This is a genomic window from Streptomyces sp. NPDC021225 (assembly GCF_044332865.1).
In the GTDB taxonomy this organism is placed as follows: Bacteria; Actinomycetota; Actinomycetes; order Streptomycetales; family Streptomycetaceae; genus Streptomyces.
The window spans coordinates 431,542-452,981 of the sequence record NZ_JBIRPV010000006.1 but is presented as its reverse complement, the minus strand read 5'-3'; the positions used below and the strand labels follow the sequence as shown (position 1 = coordinate 452,981).

At 69.7% G+C, this 21,440-nt stretch carries 16 protein-coding genes; 4 read left to right on the top strand and 12 right to left on the bottom strand.

Features of this window, described 5'->3' with window-relative positions:
- The 5 genes from ACH4S9_RS27860 to ACH4S9_RS27840 all read right to left on the bottom strand — a co-directional run bounded on the left by ACH4S9_RS27860 (position 1) and on the right by ACH4S9_RS27840 (position 5,351).
- Entirely contained in the window at positions 1 to 861 is an 861-nt protein-coding gene (locus ACH4S9_RS27860) for a carbohydrate ABC transporter permease (RefSeq protein WP_311722198.1), read from the bottom strand.
- On the bottom strand, positions 851 to 1,786 hold the full coding sequence (locus ACH4S9_RS27855; RefSeq protein ID WP_398374306.1) for a carbohydrate ABC transporter permease: 936 nt from the start codon (positions 1,784 to 1,786) through the stop codon (positions 851 to 853). The genes ACH4S9_RS27860 and ACH4S9_RS27855 overlap by 11 nt, the downstream gene beginning before the upstream one ends.
- 8 nt (positions 1,787 to 1,794) lie before the next feature.
- Positions 1,795 to 3,117 carry an ABC transporter substrate-binding protein gene (locus ACH4S9_RS27850; protein WP_398374305.1) on the bottom strand — a complete coding sequence of 441 codons (1,323 nt, stop codon included), beginning with the start codon at positions 3,115 to 3,117 and terminating at the stop codon, positions 1,795 to 1,797.
- Between the two features lie 65 nt (positions 3,118 to 3,182).
- Positions 3,183 to 4,313, bottom strand: coding sequence for an enolase C-terminal domain-like protein (locus ACH4S9_RS27845; protein ID WP_311722195.1), 1,131 nt, complete (start codon positions 4,311 to 4,313; stop codon positions 3,183 to 3,185).
- Positions 4,314 to 4,364: 51 nt separating this feature from the next.
- On the bottom strand, positions 4,365 to 5,351 hold the full coding sequence (locus tag ACH4S9_RS27840; protein WP_398374303.1) for a hydroxyacid dehydrogenase: 987 nt from the start codon (positions 5,349 to 5,351) through the stop codon (positions 4,365 to 4,367).
- A gap of 105 nt (positions 5,352 to 5,456) precedes the next feature.
- Between ACH4S9_RS27840 and ACH4S9_RS27835 the strand changes: the two genes are divergently transcribed.
- Positions 5,457 to 6,350 carry a LysR substrate-binding domain-containing protein gene (locus ACH4S9_RS27835; RefSeq protein WP_385337741.1) on the top strand — a complete coding sequence of 298 codons (894 nt, stop codon included), beginning with the start codon at positions 5,457 to 5,459 and terminating at the stop codon, positions 6,348 to 6,350.
- Positions 6,351 to 6,352: 2 nt separating this feature from the next.
- Here ACH4S9_RS27835 and ACH4S9_RS27830 read toward each other — a convergent pair whose 3' ends face one another.
- The 6 genes from ACH4S9_RS27830 to ACH4S9_RS27805 all read right to left on the bottom strand — a co-directional run bounded on the left by ACH4S9_RS27830 (position 6,353) and on the right by ACH4S9_RS27805 (position 14,421).
- Positions 6,353 to 6,952 (bottom strand): hypothetical protein, encoded by a 600-nt coding sequence (locus tag ACH4S9_RS27830; RefSeq protein ID WP_398374301.1) that lies wholly within the window; start codon positions 6,950 to 6,952, stop codon positions 6,353 to 6,355.
- Between the two features lie 42 nt (positions 6,953 to 6,994).
- Complete coding sequence (locus ACH4S9_RS27825) at positions 6,995 to 9,160, bottom strand: beta-L-arabinofuranosidase domain-containing protein (protein ID WP_385337747.1); 2,166 nt, start codon at positions 9,158 to 9,160, stop codon at positions 6,995 to 6,997.
- 70 nt (positions 9,161 to 9,230) lie between these two features.
- The gene (locus ACH4S9_RS27820; RefSeq protein ID WP_398374299.1) at positions 9,231 to 11,219 is read right to left on the bottom strand and encodes a glycoside hydrolase family 127 protein; all 1,989 of its coding nucleotides are present in this window, start codon (positions 11,217 to 11,219) and stop codon (positions 9,231 to 9,233) included.
- Positions 11,220 to 11,252: 33 nt separating this feature from the next.
- Positions 11,253 to 12,074 (bottom strand): carbohydrate ABC transporter permease, encoded by an 822-nt coding sequence (locus ACH4S9_RS27815; protein ID WP_311722354.1) that lies wholly within the window; start codon positions 12,072 to 12,074, stop codon positions 11,253 to 11,255.
- Between the two features lie 28 nt (positions 12,075 to 12,102).
- The gene (locus tag ACH4S9_RS27810) at positions 12,103 to 13,077 is read right to left on the bottom strand and encodes a sugar ABC transporter permease (RefSeq protein WP_358846709.1); all 975 of its coding nucleotides are present in this window, start codon (positions 13,075 to 13,077) and stop codon (positions 12,103 to 12,105) included.
- 30 nt (positions 13,078 to 13,107) lie between these two features.
- Positions 13,108 to 14,421, bottom strand: coding sequence for an ABC transporter substrate-binding protein (locus ACH4S9_RS27805; RefSeq protein WP_398374297.1), 1,314 nt, complete (start codon positions 14,419 to 14,421; stop codon positions 13,108 to 13,110).
- Positions 14,422 to 14,710: 289 nt separating this feature from the next.
- Between ACH4S9_RS27805 and ACH4S9_RS27800 the strand changes: the two genes are divergently transcribed.
- The 3 genes from ACH4S9_RS27800 (at position 14,711) to ACH4S9_RS27790 (ending at position 19,939) form a co-directional block, all read left to right on the top strand.
- Positions 14,711 to 15,739: a LacI family DNA-binding transcriptional regulator gene (locus ACH4S9_RS27800; RefSeq protein WP_311722187.1), complete on the top strand. Its 1,029-nt coding sequence runs from the start codon at positions 14,711 to 14,713 to the stop codon at positions 15,737 to 15,739.
- Positions 15,740 to 16,013: 274 nt separating this feature from the next.
- Positions 16,014 to 18,863 (top strand): discoidin domain-containing protein, encoded by a 2,850-nt coding sequence (locus ACH4S9_RS27795; protein WP_385337762.1) that lies wholly within the window; start codon positions 16,014 to 16,016, stop codon positions 18,861 to 18,863.
- On the top strand, positions 18,860 to 19,939 hold the full coding sequence (locus ACH4S9_RS27790) for a family 43 glycosylhydrolase (RefSeq protein ID WP_398374295.1): 1,080 nt from the start codon (positions 18,860 to 18,862) through the stop codon (positions 19,937 to 19,939). The genes ACH4S9_RS27795 and ACH4S9_RS27790 overlap by 4 nt, the downstream gene beginning before the upstream one ends.
- 66 nt (positions 19,940 to 20,005) lie before the next feature.
- On the opposite strand, the gene ACH4S9_RS27785 is transcribed toward ACH4S9_RS27790, so the two are convergent.
- Positions 20,006 to 21,232, bottom strand: coding sequence for a cytochrome P450 (locus ACH4S9_RS27785; protein ID WP_311722184.1), 1,227 nt, complete (start codon positions 21,230 to 21,232; stop codon positions 20,006 to 20,008).
- Positions 21,233 to 21,440: the final 208 nt, after the last annotated feature.

Here is a 21,440-nt window from a genome sequence, read left to right as displayed (position 1 = left end):
TCAGCGGCCTCCGAGTCCGCTCATGGTGATGCCTTTGACGAACCAGCGCTGGGTGAGGAAGAAGATCAGGATCAGCGGGACGGTGGTGATGGTGGCCGCCATCAGCAGCAGGTTCCACTGGGTTCCGTTGGTGGACTGGAACACCTGGAGGCCGACCGAGGCGGTCCTGGTGGCATCGCTGTTGGAGATCACCAGCGGCCAGAGCAGGTTGTTCCACTGGCTGATGAACTTGAACACCGCAAGGGTGGCGATGGCCGGCACGGCCAGCGGGATGATCACCCGGGTGAAGGTCTGCCAGCGGTTCGCCCCGTCGAGGCGGGCCGCCTCCTCGTAGTCCCGGGGGATGCCGAGGAAGAACTGGCGGAGCAGGAACACCCCGAGCGCGGTGAACGCGTGCGGCAGGATCATCCCCGCCCAGGTGTCGACCCCGTGCAACTTGGCCACCAGGATGAACTGCGGGACCAGGGTGACCTGCGTGGGGATCATCAGCGTGGCCAGATACACGCCGAACAGCACCTCACGGCCGCGGAAGTTCAGCCGGGCGAAGGCGTACGCGGCCAGCGCCGCGGTGATCGTCTCCAGGATGGTGGTGCCACCGGCGAAGATGACGGTGTTCAGCAGATAGTCGCCGAGCGGGACCAGGTCGAAGGCGCGGCCGAGGTTCTCCCAGTGCCAGCTGCTCGGCCAGAAGGAGGGCTTGGCCGCCATCGACTCGGTGTCGGACTGGAAGCCGACCAGCACCATCATCACGATCGGGGTCAGGGTGACCGCCGTGGCCAGGAAGCAGGTGAACACCAGCAGTTTCCGTCTGGCGACGGGCGAGCGGCGCGGCGGCGTGAGGACGGGGAGGTCAGTTGTCATAGTGCACCAGCCTCCGCTGGAGGAGGAACTGCATCGCGGTGATCACCGCGATGAAGGCGAACAGCACGATCGACTGCGCGGCCGCGTAGCCCTGCTCGTAGTTCTGGAATCCCGTTTGGTAGATGTACATGACGAGGGTGGTGGTGCGTGATCCCGGACCGCCGTCCGTCATCACCAGTGCCTGGTCGAAGACCTGGAACGAGTTGATGATCGAGGTGACGACGACGAAGAACATCGCCGGTGAGAGCAGTGGCAGCGTCACACTGCGGAAGGTCCGCCACGGTGTGGCGCCGTCGACCCTGGCCGCCTCGTACAGCTGCTGCGGGATGGCCTGGAGCCCGGCGAGGAAGATCACCATGCCGAACCCGAAGCTCTTCCAGACGCTCATCGCGATCAGCGCCGGCATCGCCCAGTCGTCCGAGATCAGCCATGCCGGGCCGTTGATACCGAAGACGCCGAGCACGGCGTTGACCAGTCCGTCGGTCGGGATGTAGAGCCAGACCCAGACGAAGGCCACGGCGACGGTGATGGTGGCGTAGGGCAGCAGGAGCAGCGACCGGAAGACCGCGATGCGCCGGAGCCCCTGGTTGAGCAGCAGGGCGAGGGCCAGGCTGACCAGCAGGGTCAACGGCACGCTGGCAAAGGTGAAGTACAGGGTGTTGCCGAATGCCGACCAGAAGGTCGAGTCCGGTCCCAGCCGGGTGAAGTTGTCAAGACCCGCGAAGCTGGGCGGGCTGAACAGATTCCAGTCGAGCAGCGAGATCACCCCCGCGGCGATCACCGGGCCGGCGGTGAAGACGACGAACCCCACCAGACTGGGCAGCAGGAACAGCCAGGCGGCGAACGCGTCCGAGCGGCGCCGTCGGGGGCGCGGGGGCCGTGGAGTCGGGGTCCGGGATGCGGCGGTGCTGGTCTCGACAGCCATGGTCATCCTCACTCACCGCGCCGGTCGGCCTGGCGGACGGCGTCCCGGTGCTGACGCATCAGGACGTTCAGCCGCGGGTTGATGTTCTCGATGGTCTCGGCGACCGTCAGATCGCCGAGGAAGGCCCGTGGCAGCTCCTGGCCCATCAGCAGCCGCACCCGGTTCCAGTTGGTGGTGACGTCGAAGGGGTGGCCGCCGCCGACCTCGCCCTTGAGGATCTTCTGGACGACGCCGAGGTTGGCGGGCGGGGGCTTGAAGGCGCTGCCCGCCGAGCGCCTGGCCGGGTTGTTGCGCCCGGCCGTGGCGTAGATGTCCAGCGCGCCGGTGCTGGTCAGGGTCTTCAGCAGGCGCCAGGCCAGGTCCAGGTCGGAGCCCTTGACGCCGGAGGGGATGCCGAAGCTGGAGCCCGACACGCGCGGCTTGCTGCCCGCGGGCCCCGCGGGGAAGGGGACGATGTCCCATTCGAAGGGCGCCTTGCGGACGTTGAGCACCTGCCAGGGCCCGTTCTGCATGAACGCGACATTGCCCTGGAGAAAGTTGGCCAGGGCGTTGCCGCTGGCTTTCGCGCTGACCAGATTGGTGATCGGCGGGGTCGCCCGGTCCCTGACGAACAGATCGATGACGAATTCGATGGCGCCCCGGGCCTCGGGGGCGTCCAGGGCGCTCGCGTCGCCCTTCTCGTTGATGACGTTGCCGCCGGCGGAGTAGATCCACGACACCAGGTCGTCGATGGCCGGGCCGCAGGTGAAACCGTAGCTGTCCTTGGGCCCGCTCACCTCGATCGCGAGGTCCCGGAGGGTGTCCCAGGTCATGGGCTCGGTGGGGGACGGCGGGTCGATGCCGTGCTTGTCGAGCAGCGTCTTGTTGTAGTAGAGCACGGTGGGCGCCACGTCGAAGCCGATGCCGTAGGTCTTGCCGGCGAAGGAGGAGATCGACCGGATCGCGGGGTAGAAGTCGTCGAGGTCGAAGTCCGGGTCCTCGGCGATCAGGTCGTCCAGCGGCCGGTACGCGCCGCGCGCCGCGTAGGTGGGCACCATCCAGCCGTTGATGCCGGTGACCAGGCTGGCCGTTCCGCTGACCAGTTGGAGGTCGAGTTTGGTGGCGTAGCTGTCCGACGGGGTGAGCGTCGAGACCGAATCGACCTGCATCCGCTGCTCGACGTACGTACCGAAGGCGGCCCAGACCTTGGCCTCCTCCGGGCCGTTGGACCACATCGACCAGGTGGCGGTGCCCGGTGGCGGGCCGGACGAGCAGCCGCTCAGGCCGGCGGCGGCGAGCCCTCCGGCGGCGGTTCTCCTGAGCAGGGTGCGGCGGGACAGGCTGGAAGACATCGTCGTCTCCTCGCTGTTCAAGGACGTGCTGTGGTGAGGGCGTGCCGTGGTGAGGACGCTCCGGGTCAGGCGAAGGCCAGGTCCATGGACTCGGCGCGGATGCGCTCCTCGTCGACCTCGATGCCGAGGCCGGGGGCGGTGGGGACGGTCGCGACGGCCGAGTCGATGTGCAGCTTGTCGACATACAGATCGGCCAGCAGCTCGGGGCCGTTCAACTCGGCCGGAAGGGCCAGCTCCAGCTGGCTGAACAGGTGCAGGGCCGCCGCGAAGCCGATGCCGCAGTCGGTCAGCCCGCTGGCGAGCACCTCCAGGCCGCCGGCCAGCGCGACCTGGGCGGTCTTCAGGGCGTTGCGGATGCCGCCGGACTTGCAGAGCTTGACGACCACCAGGTCGGCGGCGTCGAGGCGGATGGTGCGGGCCAGGTCCTGGGCGGTGAAGCTGCCCTCGTCGATCGCGACCGGGAGGTCGATCATGCTCCGCAGCCGCTGGAGCCCGAGGGTGTCGGTGCTCGGCACGGGCTGTTCCACACAGTGGATGCCCGGCACGTCGTGCAGCGCGCGCAGCAGCTGCTTGAGCGCGCTCGGCCGGTAGGACTGATTGGCGTCCAGCCAGATGGGCTTGGCCGCGGCGACCTCGGCGACCGCCGTGACGGCGGCGGCGTCGGCGTCGACATCCCCGCCGATCTTCACCTTGTACGCCGGGTAGTGGCCGGAAGCCCGCGCGTGCTCGCGGACGGCGGACGGGTCGCCCACGCCGATGGCCGAGCAGAGCGGAACGGTGTCCCGCACCTTGCCTCCCAGCAGGGCGTGGACCGGCAGCCCGGCCAGCTTGCCCGCCGCGTCGTGCATGGCGATGTCGACGGCGGCCCGGGCGAACGGAAAGCCGTTGGACACCGACGGACTCAGTCGGCGGTTCGCTCGCGCGTGGAACAGCTCCACGTCGAACGGGGTGAGTTCGAGCAGAACGGGGGTGAGGTGGCGCTTGATGACGACGGCGATCGTCTCGGCGGTCTCATAGCTCCAGCTCGGCAGGGCCCGCTGCTCGCCCCAGCCGACGACCCCGTCCTCCGTCGTCAGCCTGACGAAGATCACCGAACCCGCCTGGTCCGGGGTGCCGACGGTGCCGCTGCCGAGGACGAACCGGCGGGCGAACGGCACGGCCACGGGGAACACATCGACCGCCGTGATGCGCGACATGGGGAGGTGGTTCCTTTCACGGGAGACCTGAGGGGGGTGGGGCACGCGCGGTCAGGCGGCGGTCGGCCATGCGGCGGGATCGACGAGGCTCGGGCCGCGGACGCCCTTGCCGAGCCAGTCCACGACATCGGCCAGCACATACCCGGCCAGCGCCAGGTGTCCCTGGGTGGTGTCCCCCGCGATATGCGGGGTGAGCAGGAGGTTCGGGCAGCTCAGCGCGGACTCGTCGAGGCTCGGGGGTTCGGGGTCGTACACGTCCAGCGCGGCCAGGATCCGGCCGGACTGGACGTGGTCGAGAAGCGCCGCCTGGTCGACGGCGGGGCCGCGCGAGGAGTTGACCACGATCGTGCCGTCGGGCATCGCCTCGATGAGCCGCCGGGTCACCATTCCCCGGGTCGCCGGGAGATCGGGTACGTGGAGGGAGACGAACGCGCAGCCGAGCGTTTCCTCCAGCGTGGCGGTGCGGACCCCGAGCGCGACGGCCCCCGCCTCGTCCAGGTACGGGTCGTACACCACCACGTCGCAGCGGAACGGCCTCAGCAGGGTGATCAGGGCGCGTGCGGTGGAGCTGGCGCCGACGATGCCCACGGAGCGGCCGGCGAGTTCGCCGCCCCTGAAGTCCTTCTGCTTCCAGCCGCCGCCGCGCACCGCGGCGTCGAACCGCGGCAGGCGGCGGGCGAGGGTGAGCATGGCGGCCAGGCAGTACTCCCCCACGGACCAGGCGATCCGCCCCGCGGCGGAGAAGACGGTCACGCCCTGGTCGAGCACCTCGCGGTCGATGAGCTTCTTCACCGTGCCGGCCGCGTGGGCGACCACCTTGGGGCCGCCGCCGCCGGCCCAGATCGAGGTGTCCAGATGGGGGGTGCCCCAACTCGTCAGCAGCACCTCGGAGCCGGCGGCCAGCCGGGCCACCTCGTCCCCGTCGAGCTCGCCTTCGGCCCAGGTCACCTCGAAGTGTTCCGCGATCAGCCGCCGGGCGTCGGTGCCGCAGACATCGGCGGCTCGCTCGGGGGTCATGACGACGGCGAGTTTGGACACCTTTGCTCCTCGGGCCGGGTCGGTGTGCGATGACTGTCACGACCGTAGGGACCCGCTGTTATGCCCGTCCAAGCCCTATTTGGCATTGCGCGATACCTTGACGGCATGGACCTTTCTCTGCAACAGCTCCGTGGTTTCGTCGCCGTGGCGGAGGAACAGCACTTCGGCCGTGCCGCCGCGCGGCTCAACATGACCCAGCCGCCGCTGACCCGCCAGATCCAGGCACTGGAGCGGAATCTGGGCGTCGTCCTGTTCGAGCGCACCGGCCGTGGCGCGCGGATCACGGCGGCGGGCCAGGCGCTCCTCGACCACTGCCGCCGGATCCTCGCCCTGCTCGACGCGGCGCCGGTCGCCGCCCGCCACGCCGCCGAGGGCCGGACGGGGACGCTGCGGCTGGCGTTCACCGCGATCGGGGCGTACGCGATACTCGCGGACGTCCTGGACCTGGTGAACCGGCACCTCCCCGACGTGTCCGTGGAGCTGACGGAACTCGTCAGCCCGGACCAGTTCGCGGCGCTGGCCGATCTGGAGGTCGACATGGGCCTCGTCCGGCCGCCGATCCCCGAGCGGTACCGGTCGGTCCTGGTGCACTCCGAGGACCTGGTGCTCGCCGTCCCCGCCGGCCACGCGCTGGCCCGCGCCACCGAACCCGTGCCCCTCGCGGACGTCGCCGACGACTACATCGGGTACAGCCCCGAGGGCTCCCGGTATCTGCACGACATCTGTGCCGCCATGATCGGCGTGGACCGCTACGCGGTCAGCCAGCTGACCTCACAGGTGCCGACGATGCTGGCGCTGGTGCGGGCGGGGCTCGGGTGCGCGCTGGTACCGCGCTCCATCATGACGATGGGCGTGCACGGCGTCCGGTACCGCGAACTGGCCCCGGCCGACGCCCACTCCGTGACCCTGCACGCCTGCTGGAGCCCGGACAGCCCGAACCCCGCCCTGCACCGACTGGCCGCGGTCCTCACCCGCGAGCCACGGCTCGGGGTGTCCTGAACCTACAGTCCGTCACGCACCATGGCGGCGACGATCCGGACATGGCGATCCGCCGCCGTGTTCGAGAACTCGTTGTCGTAGTTCAGGCCGTAGGGCCAGAAGTGGCCACCACCGGTGGACAGCGTGGCGCCCGAACCGTCGTACTGCTTGACGAGCGCCGTGGCCTGCGCACCGCGCCAGCCTCCGCCGCTGGACAGGGTGTTCCAGCCCGAGCTGGTGCCCACGCCGATGGTGTGGGCGATCTCGTGCAGGGCGGTCCGCTCGGTCATATAGGCGCGGTTGCCGAAGCGGATGGTTCCGTTGATGTTGCCGTCGGCGGTGGGCACACCGGGGTCGTAGCGGACGGTGATGTTCTTGCCCAGATCGCTGAGGTTGTTGTACCGGGCCACCGCGGCGCTCATGGCCGCCGTGATCAGGTTGTAGGCCGTCTGCTGGTCCTGGGTGGGGTTGCTCGCCCGTTCGAGCGTCCAGGTGATGGTGGCCGCCGACACCTGCTTCTGGGCGGCCGCCGGGGCCGCCGGTGCGGCCTGCGCGACACCGGGCCCGGCCACCGCGGCGGCCACCAGCGCGGCGACGACCGCCTTGTTGCGCCAGGTACTCATGACGTTCCTCCTGTGGGGGGATGGTGGGGGGTGTGGTGTACGTCAGTGCCTGAGGTTCGCCCCGACCGCGGCGGCCACGACGCTGTCCCGTTCGGTGCGGCTGAACAGCCCCTCGGACAGCCATGTGTCGGCGAGGGTGCGTACCGCCTGGACGAAGACGCCTGAGGTCGTGAAGGGGGCCTGCGCCCAGAGCACGTCCAGGAACGTGAGGCCGTTGCCACGGGCGCGGTTCGGTACGCCCGAGTTCTTCGTGCCGAACACGACGACCGGTTCCGAGCGCTTGAAGTAGGCGTGGTAGCGCGTCTCGTCCCCGACATGGAACGGGGCGAGGGTCAGGCCGTGCGTGGTGAAGTACATCGGCCGGCCGCCGGATTTGATCGCGTCGGCGAGATCGCCCCGGAGGGTGAAGTCCTTGTAGAAGGAGAACACGCGGAATGCCGACTCCTGGCTCTGGGCGGTCAGCAGCACCGGACCGTAGAACACCGACTGGACGGTGGGATCGTCCAGGGCCCTTTCGATGCGCAGACGGTAGGGGGCGGAGACGGCGACCCGGTCGCCGCGCTGCCAGCTCCTGCTCAGGCTCAGATAGCTGCCGGGCACGGCCTTGACCGACTGCCGGACCCCGTTGACCGTGACGGTGAAGCCCGCCGTGGCCCAGACCGGAACACGAAGTCTCAGGTCGAGCTGCCCGCTGCCCTCGCGGAACGTCAGGGTGCGCACGCCCTCGGCCGGGTAGTCGCTCGTCTGCTCGATGACGAAGCCCCGCTCCGGCCACCGCAGTGTCGAGGCGAGGTAGAGGTTGACGTACAGCGCGCCGCCGTCGGCGGAGCGGAAGTACACCGAGTCCTGGTACTTGGTGTGGTTCTCCATGCCGGTGCCGCCGCAGCAGGTGCCGGTGTTGTCGTACTCGCGCCGCACCCCCGGGCCCATCCCGACGAAATAGGTGACCTCCGGGCTGTCCGTGGCGGGGGCGTCCCGGCGGGAGGCGAGGATGTGATTGGTCACGCCCCGCTCGTAGTAGTCCATATAGGCGGGGTCCGGCTGGTGGAAGAACAGCTGCCGGCTCAGTTTGAGCATGTTGTACGTGGCGCAGGTCTCGGCGTTCTTGTCGTCGAGGGTGGCCGCGATGGCGTCACGGGCGCGAAACATCTCACCCTGCCCAGTGCCGCCCAGGCTGTACATGCGGGAGCCGGTGACCATGCCCCAGAAGTTGCGGGCCGCGGCGGCGTACTCCTCCTTCGCCGTGTGGTCGAAGAGCCGCAGATAGCCGGTGAACTGCGGGATGTGCTGGTTGGCGTGTTTGCCCTCCAGGATGTCGCGGTCCTCGGCGCAGGCCTTCAGCAGCGTGGTGTTGTCGAAACAGCGGGCGGCGGCGAGGTGTTCCGCCCGGCCGGTGAGGGCGTACAGATCCGCCATCACCTCGTTCATCCCGCCGTACTCACCGGCGATGTAGATGGACCACATCCGCTCCAGCTGGGCCGCCGGCAGGTGGCCGAGCCTGCTGTGCACCCAGTCGCCCATCCCCGAGACGATCTCCAGGGCCTGCGCGTTCCCGGCCAGGGTGTGCGCGTCGAGCAGACCGCGCATGATCTTGTGGCAGGTGTAGTACGGCGCCCAGATGGTGGGGTACGTGGTGTAGCTCTCCAGCAGGATGAACTGGGTCTCCGGGTACGCCGCCAGGTAGCCGGGGTGGCTGGGCTTCGGCGAGCCGTGGTCCGCCAGGGCCTTCTGGCACTCGCCGAGCGCGCCGACCAGGTAGTCGAGCTTGGTCTTGAGCGCGGCCTCCTTGGTGTCGGCGTACGCCTGGGCGATGAGGGTGAGGAAGTGGCCGCCGTAGTGGCCGCGCAGATTGCCGTCGGAGGTCTCCCAGCCGCCGGGCGGCCGGGCGCCGCGGGTGTCGAGCCCGGCGTTGGCCCGGAAGACGGCCAGGATGCGGTCGGCCGGGTAGGACCTGGCGTAGCCGAGCATCAGATCGCGCTTGCGGCGGAAGACACCGTCGCCGAGGGTCACCCCGTCCAGCGGGAAGGGGCGTACCGACCAGGTGTCCGGGACGGGCAACGGCCCGCGCGCGGCCTGGGAGGACACCGCGGAGGGGGTGGCTCCGGCCGGGGCGGCCTGTGCCGTCGGGACGGCGTACGCGAGCGGGGCGGTGGCCGCGGCCCCGGCGGCGAGTCTCAGCGCGTGGCGGCGGGACGGGGGGTGGGACATGCTCTTGACTCCGATCGTCGGTGGTCGGTGGTCGGCGGGCATGGGCAGGGGGACGCGGAGCGCGCGCGGGTTACGAGGGGGCTGTGGTGTCCGGTCCCGCCGTCGGCAGCCACACCCGCATCGTGGCGGGCCCGCGGTTGGCCCAGGAGCGGTAGGGCACCAGGACGATGTCCGCGCGCTCGGCGGCGGGCTCGGTGGCGGGGCGGTCGAGCGGTCCGTACGGCCATGAAGTGTCGCCCTGACCGGCGTGTCCGGCCAGCTCCCCGGCCACGACGACGGTGTCGTCCGCGCCGGGCCCGTCCTTCGGCTCGACCGACGGATCCACCCGCACGGCGTCGGCCTCGTGTCCGTCCGGCAGATCCACCGACTCGGCGCAGTACACCAGCGGCCCCCGCTGGACGGCCACCGTGCCGCGCACCGCGTCGACGCGCGGATCGGCCCCGATCCAGCGGGGCGCCATGGGCAGTTCGAGCCGTATCTCGTCGCCGGGCCGGAAGAGGCGGTTGACGGTGGCGGTGCCCGGGGGGACGGAGCGGCGTGTCCCGTCCGGCTCGACCAGCCATGCGGCGGCGCCCTCCGTCCACCCGGGGACGCGCAGCGACAGGGTCCACGGGTGGTCGGGGGACCGGTCGATCCGCACGGTCACGGCCCCGCCGGACGGGTAGTCGGTGCGGATGCGCAGCGCGACACCGTGGCCTCCGGCGAGGGATGTGGCCATCTCCGCGTCGGCGTACTGGTGCAGCTGCACGCCGTGGTCGTCGGCCGTCGCGAGATAGGCGGGCAGCTGGGCGAGGGTCCGCGCCACGTTGGTCGGGCAGCAGGACACCGCGAACCAGGGCGCGCGCAGGCTCGACTCGGCGCGCGGGCTCTCCGCGTCGGTGGGGGGCACGGTGCCCCGGTCGCGCCGGTGCAGGGTGTTGGCGTAGAAGAAGGCGCGGCCGTCCTCGGCCGGGGAGGCCGCGACCACGTTGAACAGGGTGCGCTCCGCCAGGTCGGCGAAGCGCGGCTCGCCGGTGGCCAGCAGCAGCCGCCAGCTGAGCATGACGGAAGCGACACCGGCGCAGGTCTCGGAGTAGGCCCGGTCGGGGGGCAGGACGAAGTCGTCGCCGAAGGACTCGTCCCGGTGGTGCGAGCCCATGCCGCCCGTCAGATAGGTGCGCCGGGCGACCGTACGCTCCCACTGCCGCACGACCGCGGCCAGCAGGGCGTCGTCCCCGGTCTCCACGGCCACGTCGACGGCGCCGGACGCCAGGTAGAGGGCGCGGACGGCGTGGCCGCGGAACACGGTGGCCTCGCGGACGGGCAGGTCGTCCTGGTAGTAGGCGCGGCCGAACTCGGGGTCCGCGAGGGTGCGGTGGCCGCGGCGGTCGACGAAGAGCGCGGCCTGGTCGAGATAGCGCTGCTCCCCCGTCAGCCTGGCCAGCTCCACCAGTGCCGGCTCGATCTCGGGATGGCCGCAGACGCGCTCGATGCCGCCCCTGCCGAAGGTGGCGCAGACATGGTCGGCGGCCCGCCGGGCGATCTTCGCCAGCTCGCCCTCGCCCCGGGCCCGGGCCTGGGCCACCCCCGCCTGGATCAAGTGCCCGTAGCAGTACAGCTCGTGGCCCCATTCGAGGTCGCTGTAGCGGGGCTGCTGGCCGGGGCGGCCGAAGGCGGTGTTCAGATAGCCGTCCGGTTCCTGGGCGGGCGCGATGGCCTCGGTGAGCGCGGCGATCTCCGCGTCGAGCGAGGTGTCGGGCCCCTGCCCGGCGGCCGCCCAGGCCATGGCTTCGAGCAGCTTGTAGACGTCGGAGTCGGCGAACTCCCGGCCACGCCGGTCCCGGTGGATCCGGCCCTCGACGGCGGCCCGGAAGTTGCCGATCCAGCCGACGCGTTCCATCCAGTCGCGGCAGTGGTCGAGTGTGGCGGTCGCGTTGATCCGGCGGCGCCGGGCCCAGAAGCCCCCGGTGATCGTGACCTCGTCGAGCCCGAGCGGCCGCAGCCGGCCCCGGGCCGGCGCCACCGGCAGGACGAGTGACCGCGCCGTGTTCTCCCTCACCAGTTCATGCCTTCGGTTCATCCCTTCGGTTGTCCGTCTCCGTGGTGCGGCGCGTCAGCCCTTGAGCGCGCCCGACATGAAGCCCCGTACGTAGTGCCGTTGCAGCAGCAGGAAGAGGAGGAGGCAGGGCACGGCGAGGACCACCACCCCTGCCTCGGTGGCGCCGTAGTCGACGGCGCCCATGCTCTGCTGCCGAAGATTCGCGACGGCCAGCGGCAGTGGCGCCTTCTCGCTGTCCGAGATGAGGATCAGTGGCGCGATGAAGTCGTTCCAGGCCGCGAGGAAGGCGAAGAGCCCCACGGTGATCAGCCCCGGCCGCACCGCCGGGAGCAGGACCCGGCGCAGTGCGCCGGCCGTGCCGCACCCGTCGACGAGCGCCGACTCCTCCAGTTCGCGCGGCACCGCCTCGAAGGAGATCCGCATCATGAAGGTGGCGAACGGCAGCTGGAACATGGCCAGCACCAGGCTCAGCCCGAGCAGCGAGTTCTGTAGCCCGAGCCTGCCGAGCAGCACATAGAGCGGGATGAGGAGCGTGGCGTACGGGACCATGAGGATGGCCAGCGTTACCAGGAACAGCAGGTTCTTGCCCGGGAAGTCGAAGCGGGCGAAGGCGTAGCCGCCGAGCAGCGAGACCCCGAGGGTCAGGGCGACGGTGAGCGCCGAGACGACGGTGCTGTTGAGGAGGTAGCGCCACAGGCCCGCGTCGTACTCGAGCAGCGTGCGGTAGTTGCCGAGGCCGTAGCCGGACTCCTGCGCGGTGCCCGGCTGTCCGCTGACCGACGCCCAGGCGTTCCACAGCAGGGGGAAGAGGAAGATGACGGCCAGTCCTCCGGCGAGGACGTAGTGGGGCGTCCGGCCGAGGGCGCGGGTGAGCACCGTGGTGTCCCTTCTCATGAGGTGGAGGTCATGACTCGTCGGCGCGGCGCAGACCGAGGAACTGCGCGACGTTGAGCACGAGCAGGGCGGCCAGCACGAGGATCGAGAGGGCCGCCGCGGTGCCCAGGTTCATCCGTTGGAAGGCCTCGCGGTAGATCAGCTGGACGATGGTGACGGTGCTGTTGTCCGGCCCGCCCTTGGTGAGGATGAAGAACTGGTCGAACGCGAGCAGCGATCCGGTGACACACAGCAGCAGGGAGAGCGCGAGGGACGGCCGCAGCAGGGGCAGGGTGATGCTGCGGAAGATCTGGCCACGGCTCGCGCCGTCCATCCGCGCCGCCTCGTACACCTCGTGGGGAATGCGCTGGATGCCGACGAGGAGGATCAGCATGTAGAAGCCGGCGAACTTCCAGACGATGAGGAAGACCGTCGACAGCAGGGCGGAGGTCGGCGAGCCGAGGAAGGACACCGGCTCGTCGGTGACGCCGAGCTTTTCCAGGATCCGGCTGAGCGGTCCGGTGGTGGGGCTGTACAGGCCCCAGAACAGCAAGGAGGCGGAGGCCAGCCCCAGGGCGCCGGGCAGGAAGTAGACCGTGCGGAAGAAGCCCGCGCCGGGGCGGGACTCCTGCACCAGCAGGGCGAGGAGCAGGGCGAGCCCGAGGAGGACGACCGTGACGACCACGGTGTAGAGGAGGGTGAAGCGGACCGCGGGCCAGAACAGGGTGGAGTCGGTGACATCGGTGTAGTTCTCGGGGGCGTTGCCGCCCCGGTCCCCCGCGAGCAGCGGCCAGTCGCTCAGCGACATCTGCCCGACGAGCAGCAGGGGCAGTACGAAGAAGACCGCGACGAACACGGCCGTGGGGGCCGCGTAGCCGAGCCCCTGGAGTTTCCGGGACCGCCACCACCGGGGTCCGGGGGTACGAGGCCGGCGGGCCGGGCGGGCCGGCCGCGCCGACCGGGCCCGGTGTTCGGCGGCCGCTCGGTCGGGCGCCTTCACCTGCATGGCTCTCCTCTGCCGGGTAAGCGGGGGCGCTCAGTCGGCCAGCGAGGCGTTGACCGCCTTGTTGTCCTTCTCCACGGACCCTCCGTCACCGAAGACGGCGTGGCGCATCAGGGACAGCCACGGCCCGTTGGGGTCGTTGAAGGTCTGGCCGAACTTCAGCGCGTACGGGGTGCGGCCGTCCGCCACGAGCCGGTTGATGGTCACCAGCCGCGGGTCCGCGTCGGAGTACTTGTTGGAGGCGAGGTCGGTGCGCGCCACCACGTCCTTGTGCGCGGCGACCACGTCGACCTGGGCCTTGTCGCCGAGCGACCAGGCGAGGAAGTTCCAGGCCTGGTTGGCCGACTTGCTGGTGGCGGAGATGCCGATGGCGTCACCGCCGACGAAGGTGGACTTGCCGCCGTCGGGTCCGGGGATGGGCGCGACCCCGAGGTCGAGGTCCTTCGGCATCAGGCCCAGGGTGGTCGACGGCATGGGCATCACGCCGACCTTGCCCTTCGGGAAGACCCCGGTCCAGGTGGTGCCCGTCTCCTCGCGCGCGCCGGGGGCCACGATGTCGTCCTTCACCCATCCGCGGTAGGTCTGGTAGACCTTCTTCGCGGTGTCGGAGGACAGCTGTGCCTCGGTTCCGTCCTTGTTGAGCACGTCCTCGCCCGCGGCCCAGATGGACGGCCACCAGGTGAAGACGCCGCAGCCGCCGCAGTTGCCGCCGAAGAAGGTGCCGTTGACGTCTCCGCCCAGCGCGTCCACGGCCCGCGCCTGCTGGTCCCACTCGCGCAGGGTGGTGGGCGGCTTCGCGGGGTCGAGCTCGGCCCGCCGGTAGAGCTCCTTGTTGTAGAAGAGCACCGACAGGTCGAGGGTGTGCGGCACCACGTACTTCTTGCCCTCGTAGGTACCGGCCTTGATGTGCGACTGGGCCAGGTTCTTGGCGAAGGGCAGGGCGTCGACGCGTTCGGTGAGGTCGGCGAAGAGCCCGCTGGAGGTGTAGTTGGGCACGAACACCACGTCCGAGGCGAACAGGTCGGGGAGGTCGCGGGCGCCGGCGGCCGCGCCGACCTTGGCCTGGTAGTCGTCGGTGGGGATGACGGTGAGCTCGATCCGGTTCTTGTGGCTCGCGTTGTACGCCTTGACCAGGGCCTCGCTCTGCGGGCGGGTCGCCGCGCGGGTCCACATCGTCAGCTTGGCGCCGTCGTCGACGCCGTTGACCCCGCCCGCCGAGCCCCCTCCGCCGCCCGAGCCGCCGTCCCCCGATCCGCAGGCCGTGACCATGCTCGCGGCGGCGATCAGCGCGAGGGCGCCGGTGGCGAGTCGGCGTATGCGTCCCTGTGGTCCGGCCGTGCTCCCCATGACGATCTCCCTTGTGTGGCGGCGGGCCGTGGGCAGGCCGAACCGGACGGGACGATGGCTGTGGTGGCACTGAACTCTGCGACGGAAACTGACCGAAAAGGCTTTCAGCGAACGTAGAACTCCGCTCATCACCCGTCAATCCCCTTGCTGAGAATGCCTGTACGGGAGCCGTCGAAACTTCGAAGGCACCTTGCATGTCCCCGGACCGAAACAACTCGCGTACCCTTTTTTGCGCGCGATGTGCCACTCTCGACGGCCCGGCACGCGACGCGAGACAGGAGAACTACCCATGACACAGGCCACCGGCCCCTCTCGTTCGCATCCCGTCACCCTCAGCGACGTCGCCCGGCTGGCCGGCGTGTCCATCGCCACCGCGTCCAAGGCCCTCAACGGCCGCAGCCAGGTGCGCGCGGAGACGAGGCAGCGGGTGATCGAAGCGGCCGAGCGGCTGTCGTTCCGACCCAATCAGCTGGCCCGCGGCCTGCTCGCCGGGCGCACAGGCACCGTCGGGCTGCTCACCAGCGACCTGGAGGGCCGGTTCTCCATCCCGATCCTCATGGGCGCCGAGGACGCCTTCGGGGCCGGCGAGGTCGCGGTGTTCCTGTGCGACGCCCGCGGCGACGCGATCCGCGAGCAGCACCATGTCCGCGCGCTGCTCGGCCGCCGGGTCGACGGCCTCATCGTGGTGGGCAGCCGGACCGACCCCCGTCCGTCCCTGGGCCGCGAACTGCCCGTCCCCGTGGTCTACGCGTACGCCCCGTCGGACGACCCGGAGGATCTGTCCATCGTTCCCGACAGCATCGGCGCCGGCCGGATCGCCGTCGACCATCTGCTCGCCTGCGGCCGTAGCCGGATCGCGCACATCACCGGCGATCCCGGCTATCTGGCGGCGCAGGAGCGGGCCGAGGGGGCCCGGGCCGCGCTGGCCGACGCCGGGCTCGCCCTGGTCGGTGAGGTGCGGTTCGGGGCGTGGTCGGAGGGGTGGGGGCGGGCGGCCACCGCGATGCTGCTCGACCGGCACCCGGACGTGGACGCCGTCCTGTGCGGCAGCGATCAGATCGCCCGCGGGGTCATGGATGTGCTGCGCGAGCGCGGCCACCGGGTGCCGGAGGATGTGGCGGTCATGGGCTTCGACAACTGGCAGGTCCTGACCTCCGCCTCCCGCCCGCCGCTGACCAGCGTCGACATGAATCTGGAGCAGGTCGGGCGCGCGGCCGCGCACACCTTGTTCGGCGCGATCTCCGGCGCTCGGCGCTCGGGGGTCGAGACCCTGCCCTGCCGCGTGGTGATCAGGGGGTCCACGGCCCCGCTCTCCTGAGGCGTGGTGCTACTTCTGTTGACAGTGCCGTGGCACGCGCCTACCTTGCGAAAACCTTTTAGGTCTGTTTCACGCACGACCCCGGTACGCCTGATCGCACCCCGTCCGCCGGGGCTCCCGGGAGTCCTCGTCGGAGAACGTCAGCACCATCGTGAGCAACCGCCTGCTGTCAACCGGACAGGGAGCGCCCGATGAGAAGACGCACGATGACGGCTCCGCACGGGGCCGCCACCATGGACCACACGCAGCACCACCGCAGCGCACGGGCCCTGCCATGAAGCGCCTCTTCCTCGCCCTGGCGCTGATCATCTGCACGGTCTGTTCCGCGGCGACCCCGGCCGCCGCCGACCAGACCATCGGGTTCCCGACCTTCAGCGGACCCGCGATCCCGGCCGCGCCCGTCGCCTACACGCCCGGCGACATGATGCGGTCCATCTACGACTCCGAGAGTTCCGGCACCGACTTCTGGATGGACCGCCTGCTGGCCCGCTCCGGCAACGACCCGGCCGGGCCCTGGCTGATGAGCCGTGGGCGCGCGGTCTTCATGAAGACCCACGACCCCGCGGTGCTCGGGTTCGGCGGCCATGTCGCCTACTGGGAGAGCATCAGCGACAAGAACGCCTACTCCATCGCGATCAGTCCGGGCACCTTCACCGAACAGGTCGCACAGCGCCGGCAGACGCCCAGCAACTGGAAGAGCGTGCACACCAACGGCTCGATCACGGTGAACCAGACCAAGTTCATCACCGACAACAACGTCGCCGTGACCAACCTGTCGATCAAGAACAACGGCAGCAGCTCCACCACGCTCCAGTTACGGGCGACCTCCCCGTACGCCACGTCGGGCTCCGGCAGCGAGCTGACCGGACAGGTCAACGCCTACAACAACCTCACCAGCATCCAGACGCGGCTGACCGGCGACGGCTTCGCCGCCAACAGCGGCGGGCTCAACCGGTCGGTGACGATCGCGGCCGGGGCCACGGTGACCGCCAAGGTGGTGATGGGCTTCATCACCAGCGAGATCCCGGAGTCCCTCACCGACTACAACGCCTACGCGGGCTACTCGGACGCGACCGCGTTCGCCACCCACGTCAAGGCGTACAACCTGTGGTGGGCGCAGAACGTGCCGTACATCGATGTGCCCGAGCCCGCGATCAAGAAGAGCATCTACTACCGCTGGTGGCTGATGCGCTTCAACAGCCTCGACGCCAACATCCCAGGTCAGACCTATCAGTTCCCGACCTCGACCGAAGGCGTCCTCGGCTACAACAACGCGATCGCGCTCACCCAGCCCATGCACATCGACGACCTCAAGTATCTGCGCAACCCGATGTACGCCTACGGGAACTGGCTCAACGTCGGCCAGATCTCCAAGGGCGGCCGCTTCCTCGACAACCCGGGTGACCCGGAGAACTGGTCCAACAGCTACACCCAGTACATCGCCGAGGCGGCGTGGAAGAGCTATCAGCTCCACGGGGGCCAGCCGGCCATCGCGGGCAACCTCGCCCACTACGCGGAGGGCGACGTCAAGGGCCAGCTCGCCTACTACGACCACGACAACAACAAGCTGATCGAATACGACTGGGGCGCCCTGACCGGAAACGACGCCGACGCGGTCTCCTTCCACTGGAAGCCCGGCAACATGGACCGCGCCGAGTCCGCGTACCAGTACAGCGGGGCGCTGGCCGCGGCCCAGGCCTACGACGCGGTCGGCAACACGGCCAAGGCCGCCGAGATGCGTACGCTGGCGAACCAGATCAAGGACGCCATCGTCAACGTGTTGTGGAACCCCAACCGGCAGCTGTTCGAGCACCGGCTGAAGTCGACCAACGAATGGGTGCCCTGGAAGGAGATCAACAACTACTACCCGTTCTCGGTCGGAGCCGTCCCCAACACCTCGACCTACAAGCAGGCCCTGCGGCTGTTCAACGATCCGGCCCAGTACCCCGTCTTCCCCTTCTACACGGCCAACCAGGTCGACAAGAAGGCGGCGGCGGACGCCGGGAACCCGGGCTCCAACAACTTCTCCACCATCAACTCCACCGTGCAGTTCCGGCTCTACTCCTCGGTGCTGCGCAACTATCCCAACTCCTGGATGACCGCCACCGACTACAAGAAGCTCCTCTACTGGAACGCCTGGGCGCAGTACGTCGGCGGCAACACCCAGTTTCCCGACGCCAACGAGTTCTGGGCCGACTGGAACGGCAGCGGGATCGACTACCGCTCCTGGATCCACCACAACATCCTGGGCAGCAGCAACTGGACCGTGATCGAGGACGTGGCCGGCCTGCGCACCCGCAACGACGCCAAGGTCGAGCTCTCCCCGATCGACATCGGCTGGACGCACTTCACCGTCAACAACCTCCGCTACCGCAACGCCGATCTGTCCATCGTCTGGGACGACCCGGCCGACGGAGTGGTGCGCTACCCGGGTGTCCCGGAGGGCTACTCGATCTTCATCAACGGCAACCGGGTCGCCACCGTCGACAAGCTGGTGCCCTTCACCTGGGACCCGGCCACCGGCAATGTGACGACGAACGGCACGGTCACGTACCACACGGCCGTCCCCGGGCTCCAGGCCCCCAACCAGGTCGTACAGAACAGCCCCCGCATGGTCGACATGTTCGCCAAGGCCGGCGTCGACCTGACCGGCGACCCCGCCAACCTCGCCTCCGGGGCGACCGTGTCCGCCTCCTACACCGGGTCCGGCAGCAATGTCTCCGGCGCGGTGGACGGCTACCCCACCAACGAGCCGTTCTGGGGCGCGGGTGGCTCCCCCAACAGCCAGGACTGGTACGAGCTGAACTTCGGCACCGCCCGGACGCTCAACGAGGTGCGCCTGCACTTCAAGGACAGCCGCCCGGCCTCCGCCACCTACCGGGCCCCGTCCGCGTACACCGTCCAGTACTACAACGGCAGTTCGTGGGTGGACGCACCCGGTCAGGCCAAGACACCGGCCGCGCCACAGGCCAACTACAACGTGGTGCGGTTCCCGTCGATCAGCGCCCAGCGCATACGGGTCCTGGCCACCAACGCCTCCGGAGCCAAGACCGGCCTCACCGAGGTCAAGGTCTACAACCGGGGTGGCTCCGGAGCCCTCCCCACGAAGAAGGAGCACCAGTGACTCGAGCCAGATTTCTGTCCGCGCTCACCGGCGTGCTCACCATGGTGATCGCCTTACTGGTGGCGCCGTCCGCGGCCGGTGCCACCACCACCCCCGGGTATCAGAACACCAGTGGAAGCCAGAGCGCGGGCACCTTCACCAACCCGCTCTCCCAGCACGGCCCCGACCCCTGGCTCACCTACTACAACGGGTACTACTACCTCGCCACCACCACCTGGAACTCGACGATCACCATGCGCAAGGCCAGCACCCTCGCGGGCCTCGCCACGGCCAACGACCAGGTGATCTTCAATCTGTCCCGGCCCAACGGGGCCGGCACGATGTGGGCCCCGGAGTTCCATCTGCTGGACGGCCCGAACGGGAAGCGGTGGTACTTCTACTACACCGCCGGGCGGGAGCCGTACGACCTGGGCACCCAGCGGATCCATGTGCTCGAGAGCGCCGGCCAGGACCCGATGGGGCCGTACACCTTCAAGGCCGACCTGCTCGACCCGAACCAGGACAACACCTGGGAGCTGGATCCGAGCATCCTCCAGCTGAACGGCAAGCTCTACCTCCTCGGCACGTACTACAACGGCTCGCAGCCGATGTTCATCCGGCCGCTGTCGAACCCGTGGACCGCCAGTGGCACCCGTAGGCTGCTGTCCACCCCCACCTACAGCTGGGAGACGGTGGGCGGCGCGGTCAACGAGGGCGCCGAGGTGCTCCAGCGCAACGGCAAGACGTTCATCGTCTACTCCGCCAGCCACTGCTCCACGCCCGACTACAAGATGGGGATGCTCACCTACAACGGGGGCGACCCGCTCGCCTCCTCCTCCTGGATCAAGTCGCCCAACCCGGTGTTCCAGCGGTCCAACGCAAACGGCGTGTACGGCCCCGGCCACAACGGCTTCTTCAAGTCGCCCGACGGGACCGAGGACTGGATGGTCTACCACGCGAACAACTCCGCCGGCGGTGGCTGCGACATGAACCGCAGCACCCGAGCGCAGAAGTTCACCTGGAACGCGGACGGCACCCCGAACTTCGGCACCCCGGTGGCCCTCGGTGTCCCGCTGACCGCACCGTCAGGGGAGTAACCGAGCCACACCACGAACAGACCGCCGCGATCGGCGGGCCATCGATGCGATGGCCCGCTGACCGGCTTACGCGGAGGGGTCCGGGGTGAAGGTGACGGGCAGCCGCTCGGGGCCGCGCAGCCCGCCGGGCCGCCACCGCAGCTCCTCGGGCGACACGCCCAGCGCCAGATCGGGAAGGCGGCGCAGGGCGGTTCCGATGGCGACCTGCCCCTCCATCCGGGCCAGCTGCGCCCCGAGGCAGTAGTGGATGCCGTGGCCGAACGCGAGGTGGGCGCTGTCCCCGCGGGTGATGTCCAGGCGATCGGGGTCGGGGAACTGGGCCGGATCGCGGTCGGCGATGGCCGAGGCGACCAGCACGGTCGCGCCGCGCGGGATGTCCACGCCCGCGATGGACACGTCCTCGCGCGCGAAGCGTGCGATGCCGGGGTTGAGCGTCCCGTCGTAGCGGAGGAGCTCCTCGATCGCGTCCGGCAACAGCGCCGGGTCCTCCCGCAGCATCCGGAGCTGATCGGGGTGGGCCAGCAGCGCGGCAATGCCGCCGCCGATCAGGTTGACCGTGGTGATGTATCCGGCCGCCAGCAGCAGGAACGCCATGGAGATGAGCTCGTCCTCGATCAGCCGATGCTCCTCGTCCCGGGCGGTGATCAGCGCGCTCAGCAGGTCCTCCCCCGGCCTGGCCCGCTTGGCCGCCAGCAGCCCGGTCAGATACGAGCGCATCCGACGCCATCCGCGGTCGAGCACGGCCGGGTCCGGCGGTTCCGGCCCGCGCAGGATCAGGTCGTCCACCCATCGCTGGAAGTCCTGCCGGTCGGACGTGGGCACACCGAGCAGCTCGCTGATCACGGTGACCGGAACCGGCAGCGCGAAGTCCCCGATCAGTTCGGCCCGGCCGGTCGGCACGACCGCGTCCAGCAGCCGATCGGCGATCTCCTGGACGTGGGGCCGCAGCTCGGCCACCCTGCGCGCGGTGAACGCCCGGGAGACCAGCCGGCGCAGCCGGGTGTGGTCGGGCGGGTCGGCGCGCAGCATGTTGCTCACCATGGACTCCCGCTCCGCCACCGGCAGCTGCCGTCTGAGCCCTGGGTCCGAGGCCTGGCAGACGTCGCTGCTCAGCCGCGGGTCGGACAGGGCCGCGAGGCACTCCTCGTAGGGCATGACCAGCCAGGCGTCCAGGCCCCCGGCGATGGTCGCGCGCCGCACCGGGCCGTCCTCGCGCAGTCGCCGGTAGAAGGCGAAGGGGTTCGCCACGAAGGCCGGGTCGGCATAGGGCAGAACAACCGGCTGCTGGCTCATTGCGACCTCCCGAAGCACACCATATGCAGGCGAAGCGCACTTATCGCCCTCTAAGAATATATCCAGGATCAAACACCCTCACGCGAGCCCTCTATCCGCCTCGGCTCTGGGATCGAGGCGGAACTTTGTCCTTCTCCGGGAAAAAGTTAAGAAGATTCTGGCGCAACTTCTTCCTAGGCCGTTCTGATGCTGCTACGTTCCTGGCGAA